The sequence below is a fragment of the Mesorhizobium sp. P3_A10 genome (assembly GCF_056403175.1).
In genome coordinates, this window is sequence record NZ_JBFUFZ010000003.1 from 68,809 (window position 1) to 86,411 (window position 17,603).

General features: G+C 62.0%; 15 protein-coding genes and 1 pseudogene. 9 read left to right on the plus strand and 7 right to left on the minus strand.

Annotated elements, in window-relative coordinates:
• Nucleotides 1-166 precede the first annotated feature (166 nt).
• Both AC1DXU_RS13265 and AC1DXU_RS13270 read left to right on the plus strand, forming a co-directional pair.
• Nucleotides 167-469, plus strand: coding sequence for a hypothetical protein (locus AC1DXU_RS13265; protein WP_477369091.1), 303 nt, complete (start codon nt 167-169; stop codon nt 467-469).
• Between the two features lie 159 nt (nt 470-628).
• Nucleotides 629-1,315, plus strand: a complete 687-nt coding sequence (locus tag AC1DXU_RS13270; RefSeq protein WP_477369093.1) for a Crp/Fnr family transcriptional regulator — start codon at nt 629-631, stop codon at nt 1,313-1,315.
• A 16-nt stretch (nt 1,316-1,331) separates the two neighbouring features.
• Here AC1DXU_RS13270 and AC1DXU_RS13275 read toward each other — a convergent pair whose 3' ends face one another.
• Together AC1DXU_RS13275 and AC1DXU_RS13280 are read right to left on the minus strand one after the other, a co-directional pair.
• Nucleotides 1,332-5,651, minus strand: coding sequence for a cytochrome P450 (locus tag AC1DXU_RS13275; protein ID WP_477369095.1), 4,320 nt, complete (start codon nt 5,649-5,651; stop codon nt 1,332-1,334).
• Between the two features lie 127 nt (nt 5,652-5,778).
• Nucleotides 5,779-7,551 (minus strand): adenylate/guanylate cyclase domain-containing protein, encoded by a 1,773-nt coding sequence (locus tag AC1DXU_RS13280; RefSeq protein ID WP_477369097.1) that lies wholly within the window; start codon nt 7,549-7,551, stop codon nt 5,779-5,781.
• A gap of 428 nt (nt 7,552-7,979) precedes the next feature.
• On the opposite strand from AC1DXU_RS13280, the gene AC1DXU_RS13285 reads away from it, so the two are divergent.
• The 3 genes from AC1DXU_RS13285 to AC1DXU_RS13295 all read left to right on the plus strand — a co-directional run bounded on the left by AC1DXU_RS13285 (nt 7,980) and on the right by AC1DXU_RS13295 (nt 9,804).
• Nucleotides 7,980-8,237 carry a PepSY domain-containing protein gene (locus tag AC1DXU_RS13285; RefSeq protein ID WP_477314890.1) on the plus strand — a complete coding sequence of 86 codons (258 nt, stop codon included), beginning with the start codon at nt 7,980-7,982 and terminating at the stop codon, nt 8,235-8,237.
• A gap of 212 nt (nt 8,238-8,449) precedes the next feature.
• Nucleotides 8,450-9,193: a lysozyme inhibitor LprI family protein gene (locus AC1DXU_RS13290; RefSeq protein ID WP_477369099.1), complete on the plus strand. Its 744-nt coding sequence runs from the start codon at nt 8,450-8,452 to the stop codon at nt 9,191-9,193.
• A gap of 164 nt (nt 9,194-9,357) precedes the next feature.
• Nucleotides 9,358-9,804 carry a hypothetical protein gene (locus AC1DXU_RS13295; protein ID WP_477370336.1) on the plus strand — a complete coding sequence of 149 codons (447 nt, stop codon included), beginning with the start codon at nt 9,358-9,360 and terminating at the stop codon, nt 9,802-9,804.
• A gap of 76 nt (nt 9,805-9,880) precedes the next feature.
• On the opposite strand, the gene AC1DXU_RS13300 is transcribed toward AC1DXU_RS13295, so the two are convergent.
• Together AC1DXU_RS13300 and AC1DXU_RS13305 are read right to left on the minus strand one after the other, a co-directional pair.
• On the minus strand, nt 9,881-11,761 hold the full coding sequence (locus tag AC1DXU_RS13300; protein WP_477369101.1) for a L,D-transpeptidase family protein: 1,881 nt from the start codon (nt 11,759-11,761) through the stop codon (nt 9,881-9,883).
• Between the two features lie 224 nt (nt 11,762-11,985).
• A pseudogene (locus tag AC1DXU_RS13305) lies at nt 11,986-12,132 on the minus strand (SDR family oxidoreductase); the annotation flags it as partial.
• A gap of 79 nt (nt 12,133-12,211) precedes the next feature.
• Here AC1DXU_RS13305 and AC1DXU_RS13310 point away from each other — a divergent pair.
• Nucleotides 12,212-12,616, plus strand: coding sequence for a rhodanese-like domain-containing protein (locus tag AC1DXU_RS13310; protein ID WP_477314896.1), 405 nt, complete (start codon nt 12,212-12,214; stop codon nt 12,614-12,616).
• A gap of 6 nt (nt 12,617-12,622) precedes the next feature.
• Here the strand turns inward: AC1DXU_RS13310 and AC1DXU_RS13315 are convergent, their stop codons facing one another.
• Nucleotides 12,623-13,534, minus strand: a complete 912-nt coding sequence (locus AC1DXU_RS13315; protein WP_477369102.1) for an alpha/beta hydrolase — start codon at nt 13,532-13,534, stop codon at nt 12,623-12,625.
• 48 nt (nt 13,535-13,582) lie between these two features.
• On the opposite strand from AC1DXU_RS13315, the gene AC1DXU_RS13320 reads away from it, so the two are divergent.
• Entirely contained in the window at nt 13,583-14,035 is a 453-nt protein-coding gene (locus tag AC1DXU_RS13320; protein ID WP_477369104.1) for a MarR family winged helix-turn-helix transcriptional regulator, read from the plus strand.
• A gap of 255 nt (nt 14,036-14,290) precedes the next feature.
• A complete protein-coding gene (locus AC1DXU_RS13325) occupies nt 14,291-15,280 on the plus strand; it encodes a TolB family protein (protein ID WP_477369106.1) in 990 nt (329 codons plus the stop codon).
• A 39-nt stretch (nt 15,281-15,319) separates the two neighbouring features.
• On the opposite strand, the gene AC1DXU_RS13330 is transcribed toward AC1DXU_RS13325, so the two are convergent.
• On the minus strand, nt 15,320-15,931 hold the full coding sequence (locus AC1DXU_RS13330) for a pyridoxamine 5'-phosphate oxidase family protein (protein ID WP_477369108.1): 612 nt from the start codon (nt 15,929-15,931) through the stop codon (nt 15,320-15,322).
• Between the two features lie 71 nt (nt 15,932-16,002).
• The gene (locus AC1DXU_RS13335) at nt 16,003-16,356 is read right to left on the minus strand and encodes a gamma-butyrobetaine hydroxylase family protein (RefSeq protein ID WP_477369110.1); all 354 of its coding nucleotides are present in this window, start codon (nt 16,354-16,356) and stop codon (nt 16,003-16,005) included.
• A gap of 198 nt (nt 16,357-16,554) precedes the next feature.
• Between AC1DXU_RS13335 and moaA the strand changes: the two genes are divergently transcribed.
• Nucleotides 16,555-17,550 carry a GTP 3',8-cyclase MoaA gene (gene moaA, locus AC1DXU_RS13340; RefSeq protein WP_477369112.1) on the plus strand — a complete coding sequence of 332 codons (996 nt, stop codon included), beginning with the start codon at nt 16,555-16,557 and terminating at the stop codon, nt 17,548-17,550.
• Nucleotides 17,551-17,603: the final 53 nt, after the last annotated feature.

The following is a 17,603-nucleotide window of genomic DNA, read 5'->3' on the forward strand; positions in this document are numbered from 1 at the left end:
ACAAGCAAGATAAGACTATCGCGCCCTTTGCGCGTCATCTCTGTGATCCCCTTCACAGACCGGGAAGCGATTTGCGCGCCCCTATGGCTCCAACGGAAACGGGCATCGCCAACGCGACCGGTCCCGCCGCGATTTATGACAATATTTTTCAGCCGGGAGAGGACAGATGCGGATCCTGTTTGCCTTTGGCACATTTATCGCGGCAACGGCGTTCACCGCTCCGGCGATGGCGACCACCGATGCCTATGTGCTCATCGAAACTGAATCCGGCGCGGCAGGCGACGTCTTGGCCACCAATTGGGGTTATGGCCAATGCCTGGGATTGTCCCACAGTTTTCGCCCTGACGAGATCGTCGTCCAGATCGCTTGCGACGACCTTGCCAGCCTGAACAAGGCCGTCGGTGTGGACATCCCAGCCAAGCAGGGCGTCAAACGCGTCACCCTGTGGATGCTGGGTAATAACCACTAAATGCAGGATTTTCGATCACCTAGTCATTTTCACAGTTGCCGTCTGCACGCCTCCAGGCGCCTCCCGGCCGGGCGTGCAGACGGCCTTCTGCCACATTTGCTTTGATCGGTCGCGCCGTTGTCGTACAACTATTACAGCCACGACAGACGGAATTTCATCATGCCGACCGCCAGCGCGAACGACAGAAGCGATCTGCCGCGCCTCGCGCGGATCGATCCGCGCCAGTTCGATCTGCTCTTCAACGGCTGCAAGGTCGAACGCTATGCCGTCGGCCAGCACCTCTTTGTCCAGGAGGATGCCGGCGACCGCATCTACGGCGTGATGAGCGGCACGGTGGAAATCTCGATCTATTCACCGGGTGGCCAGAAGCTGGTGGCCAATATCGAACTGTCGCGCAGTCTTGTCGGCGAGATCGGCGCGCTCGACGGGCGTCCGCGCACCGCCACCGCCATCTGCCTCACAGGCTGTGAGCTGGTCTCGCTAAGCCGAACGCAACTCTTTGATCGTATTGAGAAAAACCCATCCCTGGCGCGCGCCATGATCGAATTGTTGTGCGCAAGGCTGCGCTGGGTCAGCGGGGAGCTCGGCGACCAGGCTTTCTTCGGCATCGAGGCGAGGCTCGCCAAGCGGCTGGTCTTCCTGGCCGAAGTGATGGCGGACAGCGCCGGGTGGATACCGATCTCGCAGTCCGAGCTGGGGGAATTCCTCGGCGCCACGCGCGAGTCGGTCAACAAGACGCTCAACGACTGGCGCAACCGGTCGATCATCGCCATCAAGCGTGGCGGCCTGCGCATAACCGACGCCGGCGTTCTTCGCCACATCGCCGCGTCTCAGGACGACGACTGACGATTTCTGTCGCGAATCACAGCCGCGAAATCAGATAGCGCAACGCGGACCGGCTCGGCATGAAGAAATAGCCGCCGCCCTTGGTGGTGACGAATTGCGGCATGTCACGGAGCGTCGTGACCTTTTCCCAGGACGGAATGGTGAACGTGCCATCGCCGTCGCGCGAACCGATCGTCGGGTCCTTTTCCCCGACGAGGCCCTGGAACGAGCTCGACGAAACCCAGGTCTGCTGGATGAACTCGTACTGGCGCTCGATGTCGGCGTTAAGGCACATGAAGAGCAGTCCCTTTTCGACCTTTCCATTCTTGCCGTCCTGCTTCTCATAGGTGCGGCCGACACGCAGGATACGGTGGCGCTTGCCGATATTGATCTGGGTGTCGCGGTCTTCGCCCAGCGAATCGCGCGGGTTGGAACGGCGTATGTGGGACCCGAGCGGGCAGCGATGCCCTTGCGGATCCTCGGCGCCACTGGCGAAGTTGTTGTCGATGACGCGTCCCGGATGATCGGGGTTGCGCACCAGCGAACTGCCGTTCTGCCAACGGCCGAGCATCTTGGCGGCAACCCAATCTTGGGTGATGGCCGGGTTGCCGGTTTGGCTCGCCGCCGACGCCGCGGCCTTTTTGCAATAGTCGTTGAAGACGTCGACATGCTGCTCGAACTGGCGAATGACGAGGAACGAGCCGTTGCGGCCGAAATCGCGCGGCGGTGGCGGCAGGCCTGGAACAAGCCGGCTGCGGCGCACCTGCGAAAGGATTGCTGTCCGATCGCGTGATGCGCTTACCGAGGGCGACGCCGGATAGAACCCATGCTCGTCACGATAGCCGAACAGGAACTCGCCGGGCGCGACCAGATGCATGGGCGCGGCACCCCTGCTGGCGCGGGTGGTGCCGCGGACAATCGGCTGGGAAATCCCGTCGGCGAAGCCGAAATGCTCATAGGCTGGCCCGCGTTCCGACCTGTCGTCACCCGTTGCCGCATTCGACGATTTCGTCTTCGTGTTGGTCGGACCGCGATTTACGGCGAGCGGCAGTTCAGCGACGACCTTCATGCCGGCAGCGTTCGTCTTTCGTTTCACGGCGGCGATCTCGGTCTGCAACTTTCCCGGCTCTTCCGCATAGCAGACGATGACCAGGTCCACTGGCTTCTTCAGCGACCCCCACTCCCATTCGTCCGCTGCGTCGCCTCGGTCGTCCAGGATGCGCTTGCGCTCGGGATTGCCCATGCCATGGCGAAAGGCAATCGGGAATGTTTCTAATGGATCGTCCTCCACCCCTTCTTCGAGCCCAAGCTGCCGCAGGCCACCGGGACCAAAGGCTACTGTCATGGCTCGCCCGGCAGGCTTGCCTTCGCCGAAACTCGTCTGGTCGACAACGAAATCGAGCCAGGCCCTGCGTTTGGCTGCCGGCAGTTTGTCCGGCACCTGGATCGCAAGCATATGCGAATAGCCAAGTGGACCGAACGGGCCGAAGAAGATGGACTGGATCTCGCCGGTTTCCAGTTGCTGCTCGAGAGGTGCCGGAAAGGCCGAGCTGATGTTGGTCAGCAGCGAGGTGGTCTTTTGAACGGTGGTTGTTTCGCTCGCCGGACGCTGCAGCGAACCGAACAGGCTCAGCCAGTCGCGCGCCTCGTTGCCGACGGCGGAAGCAATGCCGCGCCTGATCCGGGAGTTGATCCGGATGCGCGTGGTGTTGAGATCGGGATAGGCGGAGTACCAGAACAGGGTCGGCACCTGCTGGCGCCGCGCCCAGCGCTTGAAGCGATCGCCGTCGCGCGCGCCGTCGAGGAAGAGCCATTGGGTGCGTGGATAGCCCACGGTGTTGCTCCACACGCCGGTCAGGCCGGCGGATGCCTTGGCGATGAAGTCCTCGAGATAGCTTTCCCAGCTGCCGCCGTAATTGGAGAAAAAGATCAGTCTGTTGGAGCCCGGCAGCAGGATCCAGCGGGCGAAATGGATGGTGTTGATGGTGTTGAGAAAGCCCGGCTTGAACACCTTCTGCGCCGCTATCGAGATCAGGTAGAAGGCAAACCTCAGCGCCAGCCGCCGCAAGATGCCGACCTTCATCGTCGAAATCGCGGTCAGATGGTTCTGCGCCGCGTGATCCTCCTTGGCGAGTATTGCATTCAATGCGGAGATGCCGATCGATGTGCTTTCCGGCCGATCCCTGTCCTCGCGGCGCCGCAGCGCCAGCAAGCACAAAAACACCAGCAGCGCTGCCGCTACCAACACGCCAAGCCCCGACAACAGAAGCGATGTGACTGCTACGGCTATGGCGGTGAAGGAGATTTCCGGGGAACTGATGTCGATGGATCTGCCGAACACCACACTGTAGGTCATGTACCAGCAGGCAGCCCAGATGATCGCCACTGTCGCCAGGACCGGCGGCACCAGCAGGGTCGCCATCAAGGCACGGCCCCAATGGCCCGCCTGCTTTTCCAGCTGGCTTTCAGCCGGCTCGAAAGCCCAGGCGAACGTTCCCAATGACTGGACATGTTGGCGAGCTTCGGCAAGCACGGCGGGAGCGTTACCGGTGCCCTTGCGTGGCCGCTCCACAATGTCGCGCACGGCTTCGAAAAGCTCCTGCTCGGCCTTGATGCGCTGGACCGAGTGCCCCGGAGTCCCCGAAAACACCAGCCCAGCATTGCTGCCGAAAGAGGGCGAGATGTCGACATTGTGCTTGCGCAGGAAGTCGTTCAACGCTCCGCCTTCCGGCAAGCCGCAGGCCGTGAAGATCGGCCGCAGCCTGTGTCCGATCGCCTGCGTAACAGCATCGATCACCTGATCAGCGCTGCCGTCGCCGGAGATTTCGAGAACAAGCGAGCCTCTTTCAAGACCAGACGCATCGTCCGTCTCGCCGGTGCCGACAACAGCGAGGCTGGAGAAATGAATGGTGCCGGCACTGTTAAGCGCGTCGCGGATCTCGTCGCCGGCGGGGTTGCCGAGTTCTGCCACCTTGGTGCGGATGGTGTCCAGCGAGGTGCCCAGGGTGACTGGACAGACCACTGTCACCATTGACTGGTCGACCGTCTTGCAAAGCGCGGCCGGTTCGAAATCGACCTTCAGCGTTTCGGGGTAAGCACCGATGCGCGTCATGCGCCCGGCCTTGCCCGGCATGCGGCGCAGATCCTGCTTCTGGAACAGAGCGCGCAGGCTCTCGCCGATCTGGATCCTGGCGATCTCGGCGCCGATGCATTGATGAATGCCGTGGCCGAAGACCATGTAGTCGCGGGGCGGGCGCGACGTGTCGAACTCGTTCGGGTTCTCTACGGCGTCCGCGTCGAACATTGCCGACAGCGTTGCCGGCATCACCACAGTGCCCGCCTTCACCAGACGCTCGCGGCGCGTGCCCTTGCCGATGATTGCGTCGCGCGCGGTGTAACGCCACGGGCCGATCCAGATCGGCTTGAAGCGCATGGCTTCGAGAACGGCCCGATCGAGCTTGCCGATGTCGTTTTCGGCGAGCGCCGTGTCGATGGCCTGCCGTGCATCTGGCCGCGACAGGATCACGTCAAGGCAATTGCCGGCGGCCAGCACATTGGTCGGGACGAAGCCGGCGATCATGCCGAGCATGATCGAATGAAGGTCGGCCTTCGACAGACGTCCTTGATCCATCAGGGCGACCAGCCTCGGCAGCGGCTGCTCGCTGTTCGCCCCCTTGTCCTTGATCGCATCGATGGAGCGGTCGATAACCTTGATCAGCCGATAGCCGGCGACCACCGCCAGCTGGCGTGTGGTGGGGTCCGCCGTCGGATCGGAAAAGAACAACGCGCTTAAGGCGATAGCCCAGTCGGCAAATTCGGATTCGTTGTCGATCTCGAGGCCGAAATAGTCGCGGCAGATGTGCACCGGAACGAGCTTCATCAATCCGGAGATCGCGTCGAAGCCGGGCCTGGCGCGGGTCATGATCTCCTGCGAATGCCGCGCGGCGATCGGCGTGACGGCGGCTTCGACCTCGGCTGGCGGAAAAGCGCTCAGCACCGACGATTTCATGCGGCGGTAGTCGGCGCCGTCCTGCATGCCGAGAATGAAATTGGACCCCCGCGCGAACTCGGTCATTTCCGGGCCGTACGGGGTCTGGAATTCGTCGCCGCGCTCCAGTATGTCGCGGACATCGGCGCTCTTGGTGACGAGCAGAACCCCAAACAAGGTGAGGGTCGGGCGGAAGCGCCGCAAGAAGGCCAACCACACCCGCGGATGATCTTCGACGATAAATTCGGCGATGCGCGCCACCAGGCCCGTTTTGCGGAGCCGACCGAGATCGAATGGCGGCATCTCCGACAGCGGGCGCTGGTTTTTCTGGGCCTCGCGAATGCCGTCGAAATATTTGAGTTTGGTCATGCGCGTTCAAGCCCCCCGGCTGTCCACGTCATTGCGATGCCGGCTCTCAAAGGCCTATGGTTGCATCGGTTCTGCGTATGTGAATTTTTTCACAGTTGTCGGCGTTCGGCCAGCCAATGACAGCAGCTCATTTGGCGCCTTCGAAATTGGCGATCAGGAATTCGTTTGCAGCCTTGTCCGCGAACGGTATCCAGCGAACCCTCTGCTCGGAAAAATCGGGGTGCCTCGTAGCGAAAATGGCCATTTCGTGCCGCGCCTGGTCCGGCCGACCGCTTCGCATCAGTGCGCCGATCTTCAGGAACCGGGCGTAGAAGTAGCCGGGTGACAGGTTGAGCGAACGGTCGGCGGTGGCGATCGCAGATGGCCAATCCTCGACGAAACTGTAAGCCGCCGTCAATTCCCCCAGATTGTGGAACCGGTAGAGATCGAAGGGGCTCAGTCGCTCGGCATCAAGAAAGAACGGTATGGCGGCGGCGGCATTGCCGAGCAGCAGATGGGCACTGCCCATGCCCGAACGCGCAAAGGCAAAGCTCGGATTGATGTGGATCGCTTCCGCGAGATGGTCGACCGCGGCTGCAGGTTTTCCCCGCATGATCGCGACGGCGCCAAGATGGGCATGCGGACGCGCATCGAGACTGTCCATCAGCAGCGCCTTGCGGGCGAACTGCTCGACCTTGTTCAAATCGTCGCCATCGCCGGAACGCAGCCACCCCCGCCAGAAATACCACCATGCCAGTTCGTTCAGCACGGCGCTCGAATTGGCGTCCTCCTGATAGGCTTTCTCGAAGAATTCCAGCGCGGTTTCGGTGTCGCCGCGGGTGCGCAGGTTCATGTGCCAGCGCCCTCGCCGCACCAGCTGCCAGGTTTCGAGGCTTTCCCACGGCACCTGGAACGTTCGCGCCTGCTCCGCCCGGTCGACCTCCTTGTCGAGGATCGAGACGATCTCCGCGCCGATCTGGTCGCGCAGCTCGAATATGTCGACCAGATCGCGATCGAAGCGCTGCGACCAGACCAGTCGCCCGTTTGACGCATCGGCCAGCGAGGAGTGCAGGCGTATCTGTCCGCCGTTGCGCATCAACGTGCCGCTGACGATATAGCGCGCACCAAGCGCGTTGCCGATCACCCGCGTCCCCAGAGTATCGTCGCGGAACTGGAAGCTGGAGCCCTTGGCGATGACCGAGAGCCATCTGGTGTTGGAAAGACCGTAGATGATGTCCTCGGCGATGCCGTCCGCCATATAGCCGACGTCGCGCTCGTCGCCATCACTCTGGAATGGCAGGACGGCGATCGCCGGCGGACCTTTGGGCGACTGCTTCTGCTGTGCATTAACCTGAGGAATGGCCGCAAACGATGCCGCCGGCGAGGATCCGTTGTCGTTGCGACCTGCGATCAGAACGCGCACCGGCAGCGCGATGTTCTTCAGCATGAATTCGCCAAGATCGGTGAACTCGGCTGCCGTCTTGTCTTTCACATGGTGCCATGTCGTCTCTGAAACGGCGAGGCCGTCGCGCGGTGCGAATTCCTGGATTCTGGCGGCTATGTTCACATCGTCGCCGTAGAGCCGGCCTTCGCGTACGATGACGTCGCCGGTGTTGATGCCGGCACGAAAGGGCATGCGCATGTCTTCGGCAACCGATGCATTGAGCGTGACGATCCGCCCCTGGAAATCGAAGGCCGCGCGCAACGCCTCGATCGGATTGCCGAATTCGGCCATGATGCTGTCGCCGGCATCGCCGAACGTGCGGCCGCCAAATATGCCACAGCTGTCGGCGATAATATCGCGTCGCTCCTCGAAGGCGGCGACGGCGGATTCGTCGTCGATACCCATCAACCGCGAAAATCCGACGGCATCGATAGAAATAATCGTCGCCAGCTGACGGGTATAATTCCGTTCAGCCATTTTCACGCCTCGGTCCTTCTGGCTCTGCTCCAGCACAGGCGACTACCCGCTCCTGAACATTTTCCGCCGCTTTGCTGAAAGAATACTGGCAGGTGCGGCGCGCCGATGCCGCCCTGTCCCATCAGGAAGTCTAACAGGGTCTTGGTGAAAGCTCTACCACGATCAGCTAATGGACCGCGGTTCACGCAGCGTCAATGGTTAGCTGATCGTTACCTGGCGTTCAGCGTAACATGTTCGTCCTACGCCTTGAAACCAAATGACTTTTGAAAATATTAGCTGATGCTCATGGACATGGTGGACCTACTTTTAGATGGACTTGAATCGCCAGCTCAATCAGGAGGCGAAACCGGCTCGGGGCGCGACGGAACAAACCGGGATGGAAGCGAGTTCTCCTACGCAATTCACGCCAACATGAAATGAGGGCAGTCATGCGCATTGTTGTTCTGGCGATCAGTCTGGCAGGTCTTCTCGTCAGCGGATCGACCTTCGCGGCCGACGAAAAACCGTTGCCGCCGCCGAATGCAAAAAAGCTCTCGGAAATCATCGCCAAGGTCGAGCAGCGCGACGGCTTTCGCTATGTGAAAGAGGTCGATTGGGACAGCGACGGCTACACCGTCACCTACTACACGGCCGACAAGGCAAAGGTCGAAATCACCTACGATCCAGTGACCTCGGAGCCGAAATAGCGTCGCTGCTGGACCGCTATTGCGGACATTCCGTTCGGCGCGCTTTTTCCCTAGAGCCTGTCCCATCCCGATAGAATCGGGATGGGGCTCTATCTCTTTGTTTGAGCATGATCTCTGGACAAAACGGTTCCCGTTTTTGTCCGAGAAAACCGGATTCCACTTTTCGGGATCATGCTCTAGAGTGCCCGCCATCGAACAAATGGGGGCCGGTCATGCATTTTTGCGGCCGAATTGCCAACCGGCTGTTGCCGGCTCTGATCATGGCCGGCGGCCTTGCCGTTCTTGGTCCGGCACGCGCCGAGGGGCCGTCCTTCGATTGTGGAAGGGCGAGTTCGCCAACCGAAAAGGCGATCTGTGCAGACCCGCAACTGTCGGCAATCGACACGCTGATAGCCAAGGCCTTCAAGGATTTCGAGCCGGCCTTTGGTGGCGACAAGCGCAAGATCGCCCGCGCGCTGGTCGCCGACCGCGACGCCTGCAAGGGCGAAATTGCCTGCATCGTAAGCGCGCAGAACAATGCACTGCAGACATTCGGCTTCTCGCCGCATTGGGTAGAAGCCTACAATGAGGGACTGATCGGCAAGAAGGCACTGGACACCGGGGCACACGAACCCAAAGGCGCCAACCAGCCCCTGCCCGTCGCGATCGGCCAATGCGCGGTGACCCATATCGCCACGCTCACGACACGGCTTGGCGACGATCCGCTGGCCACCGCCTCGGCTGACGGCGGTGCCGCGGCGACCTTCGTCAATGGCGGCTCGGCGGTTTCCTATGAGCGCGATCCCGGGCTGGCCGCTTCCACGGTCGGTGACCCCGCGGTGCTGTGCCTGATGTCGATCCCCAGGGATTGCCCCGAAGGCGATTTGCGCGGCAGGGTCTATTATGGCGTCGATCTGAATTTTGAAAGTGCCTGGTGGGTGCTGCCGGACTCGGAGCATCTGTGCGGCGGCGCCTGAGCGCCTGAGACCGACGGCATCGAAAGCGACACGGCCTCGAGGCTAGGCCGCTCTTTGCGGCTCCCTCTTGCACCCAATTGTCTTTGGTGGCTGACTGCGCGCCACGATTGCATCGCACGGGGGCGCGCGTGGCGACAGTAAAGCACGTCTTGAAACGCATCCTGATGATGCTCGCCGGCTATCTGGTTGCGGTGTTGGTGGGTCTGGTCGCGGTGGTGGCGATCTACGGCGCGCTTAGTTCTCTGCCCAATGCGCCGGGCTATTTCGATGCCATGGGCCTCACGCCCATCGCGGTGCTGGTCGTGCCGCCGCTCGGCATGTTCGTGTACTTTCTGACGCTCATCCTGACAGGGCTGCAAACGCTGGTCTTTGCGCTGATCGCCGAATTCTTTTCGCTGCGCAATTTCCTGCTGCACATGCTGTTCGGCGCCACGTCGGCGTCCGCGGGCTTCTTCCTGATCTGGCCAGGCGCGCCGGAGGATACGGAGCGCTGGGCCGATGTCGGCATCATCGCCGCAGCCGGCCTTGTCGCAGGCCTGGTCTACTGGCTGATCGCCGGGCGCGAAGCCGGTTTTCGTCGCCCGCTCTATCAGCGCTTCGATCAAACCTGAACTTTGCCCATCCCGATAGAATCAGGATGGGCTCTGTCTTCTTTGTCCGACCGCGATCTTCTGCGAACCGAAGGCTTCAGCTCGTCGGCGAGCGCACCGCCTCGGTTGCGTCCAGCGCCTGCATCAGCCGCGTATCGCGATCGTAGACGTCGTTGAAATATTCGACATTGCCGGACAGGTTCGGCCAGGCGGTGAAGTAGGCGATGTAGACGGGAATCTTGCGCGTCACGTCTTCGGTCGCGTGGCCGTGCTTCAGTTTCTCTGCAATCTCGTCGACCGAGACGCCAAGCACCGCCGCCGCCATGCCGCGCGGATCCTGCAGGCGAATACAGCCATGGCTCAGCGCCCGCATGTCACGCTCGAAGAACGATTTTTGCGGCGTGTCGTGCATGTAGATGGCGTGCTTGTTGGGGAACAGGATCTTCAGTTCCCCGAGCGCATTGGCTTCGCTCGGCTGCTGGCGCACGCTATAGGGAATGTTGGCGCCGTAGGCGCCCCAATTGACCGAGGACGAGGGAACCCGCTTGCCGCGCGAATCGGTGACTTCGTAGCCGGCACGGTCGAGATAACCAGGGTCGTTGCGCAGACGCGGCAGCATCTCGTTGACGATGATCGATTGCGGCACGCCCCAATAGGGATGGAAATCGACCTGCTTGATCTCCTTGTAAAAGAAGGCGGTCTGGTTGGTGGTCCTGCCGATGACGACGCGGGTCTTTAGCTTTTCCTCGCCATTGTCGATATAGGTTGCGGTGAAGGCAGGCTGGTTGATGAAGACACGCGGGCTGCCGAGATCGGATGGCATCCAGCGCAACTCTTCCAGCGCGACCTGCACTTTCTGCAGCCTGTCGGCCTTGGATGTTCCGGCCAGCGACGCGACCGTGCGCGGGCCGATGACCCCGTCGCCCTTCATGCCGGCCTTCACCTGCACGGCCTTGATGACCGGCACCAGTTCGGGAACATAGATCTCGCTGGTGCCTAGCCGGGCCAGGATCTCGCCGTAGGCGCCGCCCATCTCGTCATCGAGATTGCGCGCGATGAGCGTCAGCAGCTTCGGCAGTTCGGGACTGGTCTCGCCCGGCTTCAGCAACAGCTTGGGGTCGACCACGATCTCGTTTTCGGCGCTGGCCTGCAACGATTCCAGTTCGACGCGCAGCGCCTGGTATTCCGGGTTCTGCGGATGGCGCGATTCGAGATAGGTGCGCACCTCCTGGGTGTGTGCCAACGTCTTCAGCACGGCTTCCATGTCGACCGGCTTGGGCGGAAATTCGTAGTAGCCGGTCATGCGATTGGGATCGACACGGCCGCTCTGGGCATCATGGGCGTAGCGCAGGACGCGCGCCGACAGCGCCATCTCGAAGCGGACGAGTTCCTTCAGCTGGGCATTGGCATCGCCGGCCGACGCGCTGGTAGCCGGCACTTCGACCGTGTAGTCGGCAGGTGTGAGGCCGTAGCTCGCCGCCTCGCCGAGTACGCGCACGGCATCCTGGGCGCGGCTGTTAACGGTCGTTCCGGTCACCCAGATGAAATCCGGGTTGGCTGAATAATAGGCGATCAGCGCCTTGCCGATGTCGGGTTCGGCATAGAGCTCATAATCGCTCAGCCCGGCAACCGCTTCGCGGAAGGCGGTGCTTGTCGCCGATGGCACAAAGGCGGCGTCCTCGGCTGTCGCCACCTGGGGCTGCGCTGCAACCAGCGAGGCGAAGTCGACGCGCACCAGCCGGTCTGCCTTGTAAGTGTAATAGGACGGGCTGCTGATCCTGGTGCCGCCGCCACCGCCAGTTGCCGGGGGTTTGCGCTTTGGCGGCGGCGGGAATTCGCCTTGCGGCTGGTGCTTGATGCCGCCGCCGAAAAGCATCTCGAACAGCCCCTGTGCGCCTGCCTGCGGCGCGCCGAAGGCCAGCGTCGCCGCAACCGCTGCTAGCGGCACCAAGGTTGCTCTTCTTCCAAGGAGTTTCATGGATCACCCGCTCCGGTCGCAACCGGCCCCCGTTCCGCGCCGCTAGATTGTCTCGCCCACCGCATGGCGGATGTAAGGCGCAACTATACCGATTCATACTGATTTCGTTAAGCTTCCATAAATTTCGGCGGGTCTGTTGCAGAACGGTTTCACAACATCGTGACGGCCGAAGCGATTTTGTTCGCGCTTCGGTCGCGGGGAATCGCAGCGCGCGGATGCAACCGTCAGGCGTTGGCGCCGCCGTCAATGGTCAGCGCCGAGCCGGCCACGAATCGCCCTTCGGGGCCGGCAAGCCAGGCAACCATGCCGGCGATCTCTTCAGCCTTGCCGAAGCGAGGCGTCGCCATCTTCTGTCGCTGGTGTTCGGCATGCGATGGCGGCGTGACAAAGGCCGACCGTTGTGCTGGAAATCCTGAAGGTTTGGAAATACGCGGTCGGGAGGATAAGCCGGTGAAAAAGGGATATCGCGAGCTGCTCGACGAGGCCAATGCCGAGATCGAAGTGGTTTCGCCTGAGGAAGCTGCTGATCTGCTCGACGACGAAGAGACTATCTTCGTCGACCTGCGCGATCCCCGCGAAGTGGAGCGGGACGGCAAGATCCCTGGCGCCAAACATGTCACCCGCGGCATGCTGGAATTCTGGATCGACCCGGAAAGCCCCTATCACAAGCCGTTCTTCGCCTCGGGAAAGAGCTTCGTCTTCTTCTGCGCCGGCGGCTGGCGCTCGGCGCTTGCCACCAAGACCGCGCAGGATATGGGGCTTTCACCGGTGAAGCATATTCTCGGCGGCTATACCGCCTGGAAAGCCGCCGGGCTGCCGGTCGAGCCCGGCGAGAAGAAAAAACAGACCGTGTAGCCCGGCTCAGTGCAGCTGCGCCGATTCCCTGTGATCGGCAATGAAGCCGACGGCGCGCTCGACCACGCCCTTGTCGGCGAGGATGCGGCGATGGCCGAGTCCTCCGGCCCAATGAAGCCGCACATGGTTGCCGGCGCCGGCATAGCGCGTCGCGTGATCGGCGGAGACTTCGCGGTCGTCCGGCGCATGGATGACCAGCGTCGGCACCGGCCTTTGGGCAAGCTGGCGGTCGCCGGTGAATTCGTGCAGAGGTCGGCCAGCTAGTTTTTCGACCCGATCGGCCATCGCGATTTGCGAGCGCGGGCCGACATTGAGCATGCTGCTGAAGTCGGCGAAGATCGCCGGCAAGGAACTCGGCGCCGCGATAAGCACCAGCCGTTCGGCGGCCAGCGGCGCGATGTTGCGGACCGAACCGGCGACGGCATTGGCGGCGACGGCACCGCCGAAGGAATGGCCGACCGCTGCTGCGAACGGGCCGAACCATTCGCCGGCGATTCGCACGGCGTCGACGGCATTGACCATGTTCAACCGGCGGCCCTGCGACTGGCCGTGACCCGGCAGGTCGAGCGAGACGACCTTGTAGCCGGCGCCGCGATAGCCTTCGATAAGGGTGCGCATGTATTCGGTGCGTGAGCGCCAGCCATGGATGACGAGCACCGTGCCGGCAACCGCCCTGCCCGGCTCGGGCCGGAATTCGTGCACCATGACGCAGCCGGTTTTGGTCTTCAGCCGGTGATGGCGCGCCTCGGCCATGAAATCGGCGGCGCGCGCGACAGCGCGCCGCTCGCCGTCGCTGAGCGCCTTCACATTTGGTGTACGGCAGAACAATTCGAACGCAGCACGGCCGCTCAGGCGTGGAGCGACATGCTCAGTGGCAGCGAACACGCCCCGGATGACCTTCAGTCCAAATGATGCCATAGTGGCGATCCATCCATTCCGTTCAAGCATGAACATAATAGTTCAAACATGAACATTAAGCAAGACCTGCCCTGGGACAACCCGCGTTTTCGCAACTGGGTCGCGGTGGCGCGCGCCTGCCATGCGGTGGAACGGGCGCTGGCGGTAAGACTGGCGCCGCTTGACCTGAAGCCGGCGCAACTCGACGTGCTGATGAACCTGTATCGCCACCCCGGCATGTCGCAGCACGATCTCGCCCGCCGCCTGCTGGTCGGGCGCTCCAACATCACCATGTTGCTGCCGCAGCTTGAGAGCCGCGGCCTGCTGCGCCGCGAAGGCGACGAGAAGGACAAGCGCGTGCTGCGGCTGACCTTGACCGAAGCCGGCACGGAACTCCTGATGCAGGCGCTGAAGGTCCACATGGCGTTGATCGAGAAGGCGATGAGCCAGTCGACGCCGGAGCAATGCGACATGATCGGCGAGCAGATGCGCAGGATTGCCGACGTGCTGAAGGAAGCGTGACCGCTCTACTGTTCGGCGGGCTGTTGAAAAAATCAAAACTTTAGGGGATTCTTGCGTTTCGTCTGAGGGCTGATCGACATGACGCCGACACTGCGCAATTTTTCCATGCTTGTGCTTGGCATGTCTGCGGCTTTAAGCGGTCGTGCGACCGCACAGGACTACGCTGGATATCGCGTCCTCGACGCCAAGGTGATCGAGAATATGTGGACCAGTGCGAGCCAGAAGGCGGCACTGCTGTCGCCGGATGGCAGCCGGGTGCTGCATCTCAACGGCGACGAGTTCTGTCTGCTGGCGCCGTCCCAGATCGGATCCTGGGCAAAAATCGCCTGCGCGCAATCCACACCTGAAAACCGCCCGGGCGAAGCGGCTGATATGTTCTGGTCACCTGCGGGCAGCCAGTTGCTGATGCCGACATATTTTTACGGATTGCAGGCCTTCCGCGATACGGACATCCGGCTTTTCGATCCGGCGACATTTGCCGTCAAGAACCTGACCGAGGACAATTTCGAGGGCGGCTTTCTCAAAGGCCAAGGGCCGGCGAACCTGGATGTGCTGACCCATTGGATCGACAGCGACACAATCGCCTTCGTCCGCTACGCGATCCCCGAGGGAGGGATCAAGCAAGGTGGTTCGACGAGCCTGATGACGATCGAAGCCAGTGGCGGCGACCCTCACCTTGCGTTCGAAATTGCCTCCAAACCTGGCTTTCGGGTTTGGGCGATGACGGTCTCGGCGGATGGCAAGCAAGCCGCCTATAGCGTGGCGGATAAGGACGATGCCGATAGAGCCGGCATCTATCTGCTGACCCTCGGCGAAGCAACGCCGAAGCGCATCGCCGCGATGCGTGACACCGGCCAGCCGGCCGGGCTGGCTTTTTCGGCCGACGGGAAATTCCTCCTGCTGCTCGGGCGAAGCGCCAGCGGCGTCGATGCAAAGATCATCGATCTTGCCAGTGGCGAGATCTTGCCGGTCGATCGTGTCCAGAACGTCGTAGGGGTGGGATGGTCGCCGAAAGGGTCGGCGCTGGCCTATATCACCTATGACAGAACCAACGCCGCTATGCCGGGGGGCCTGTTTCTCGCCGAGGCGCCCGGCAAGCCGGACCGGTTGCTCATCGGCGGAGGATTCTTCCCAACCGTCTGTTGCGGCCAGCAGCCGTTCACCTGGGCCTCGAACGACACCATGATCGTCGCGCAGTTGGGAAAGAAAATAGGGACGGTTCTGTTCGTCAAGTTGGGGCAATAGCGCCGCGGCAAAGTTCCCATTCCCAGAAGAGCGACCCGCTCACCACATCGTCTTCTTCGCCCGCTCCGGCCATTCCTTATCATAGGCCTCGCCGTCGATGTTCTTGCGGCTGGTGACTTCCAGGATTTGTCCTGGCGTCGGCAGCGATTTCGGATCGACATGCTTTGCCGGGTTCCACAGTTCCGAGCGGACGATGGCGCGGGCGCACTGGAAATAGACCGTATCGACATCGACGACGGTGACCGAGCGCGCCGCCTTGCCTTCGACGGTGAACGACGCGCACAGCGCCGCGTCGGTGGTGATATGGGCGCGGCCGTTGACGCGCAGAGTGGTGCCGGAGCCCGGCACCAGGAACAGCAGGCCGACACGTGAATCCCTGATGATGTTTTTTAGCGAATCGGCACGGTTGTTGCCGCGCCGGTCCGGCATCATCAGCGTCTTCGGATCATGGATGCGCACGAAGCCGGCGAGATCGCCACGCGGCGAACAGTCCAGCCCCTCCGGCCCGCTGGTTGCGAGCGCGACAAAGGGCGAGGCCTCGATGAAGGCGGCATATTCGGGAATGACGTGGTCGAGTTCCTTGACCACCGACGCTTCGCCGGGCAGGCCATAGAGGGCTTCGAGCTGTTCGACCGTGGTGATGGCGGACATCTTTTTCGTCTCCGAATATCCGCCGCTACTCCCTGTCCGTGACGTTTTGACGACAGCGGCGGGGTGAGAAACTAGCGGTCGCGGCTCAAGCCCTTTTCCTGCAGCTCTGCGAGATAGGCATTCCAGCGTGCCTCCTTCTCGTGACCCAGCGTATGCAGGTAGTTCCAGGTGAAGATGCCGGTGTCGTGGAAATCGTCGAAGGTGATGCGCACGGCGTAGTTGCCGACCGGCTCGATCTTCAGGATGGCAACGTTGCGTTTGCCGGGAACGGTCACGCGCTGTTCGGGCGAATGGCCCTGCACTTCGGCCGAGGGCGAGGCAACGCGCAGCAGCTCTGCCGGCAGTTCGAACGGCCGGTGATCAGGAAAGGTGACGGAAAGCAGTTTTCTGTCCTTCGAGACCCTGAGTTCCTTTGGTGCCGTCATGATGGTAGACCCCGCATCGATCCGCCCTTCCCTACGCTGCTTCGCGCGGCGGGAAAAGGCGCTTTAGGGGCAACCGACATGCCATGTCGGCCAGGGAATGTTACCAAAGATCGAGAGCCGCTATCTTGAATGCGAAGCCGGATCGTATCACATAGCGGTATATAACGATGCCGTTCGCGGCCACGGGAAACGCATAGCATGAACATGATCGACCCATTTGGTCGCACAATCAGCTACTTGCGCGTGTCGGTCACCGACCGCTGCGATTTCCGCTGCACCTATTGCATGGCCGAGGATATGGCCTTCCTGCCCAAGAAGGACCTGCTGTCGCTGGAGGAACTCGACCGGCTCTGTACCGTCTTCATCGAAAAGGGCGTGCGCAAGCTGCGCCTAACCGGCGGCGAGCCGCTGGTGCGCAAGAACATCATGCATCTGGTGCGTCAGATTTCGCGGCATCTGAAGAGCGGCGCGCTGGAAGAACTGACGCTGACCACCAATGGTTCGCAGCTTTCGCGCTTTGCCGCAGAGCTCGCCGATTGCGGGGTCAAGCGCATCAACGTCTCGCTGGACACGCTCGACGCCGACAAGTTCCACAAGATCACCCGTTGGGGCCATCTCGGCAAGGTCATGGAAGGCATCGATGCGGCGCAGGCGGCGGGGCTGCAGATCAAGCTCAACGCAGTGGCGCTGAAGGACTTCAACGACGCCGAATTGCCCGAGATGATGCGCTGGGCGCATGGCCGCGGCATGGATCTGACGGTCATCGAAACCATGCCGATGGGCGAGATCGACGCCGACCGCACCGACCAGTATCTGCCGCTGTCGCTGCTGCGCGCCTCGCTGGAGCGCCAGTTCACGCTGACCGACATCCCCTACAAGACCGGCGGCCCGGCCCGCTATGTCCAGGTGGCCGAGACCGGCGGGCGGCTCGGCTTCATCACGCCGATGACGCATAATTTCTGCGAAAGCTGCAACCGCGTCCGCCTGACCTGCACCGGCACGCTCTATATGTGCCTCGGCCAGGAGGACGCCGCCGATTTGCGCGCACCGCTGCGTGCCTCCGAAGGCAACGAACTCGTCGCTGACGCCATAGACGAAGCCATCGGCCGCAAGCCGAAAGGCCATGATTTCATCATCGACCGCCGCACCAGCCGCCCCTCGGTGTCCAGGCATATGAGCGTTACCGGCGGCTGATTTTCTCGCCGATCTCGTGCAAGATCGCCTCTGTCATTGGCTGGAGGCATGGC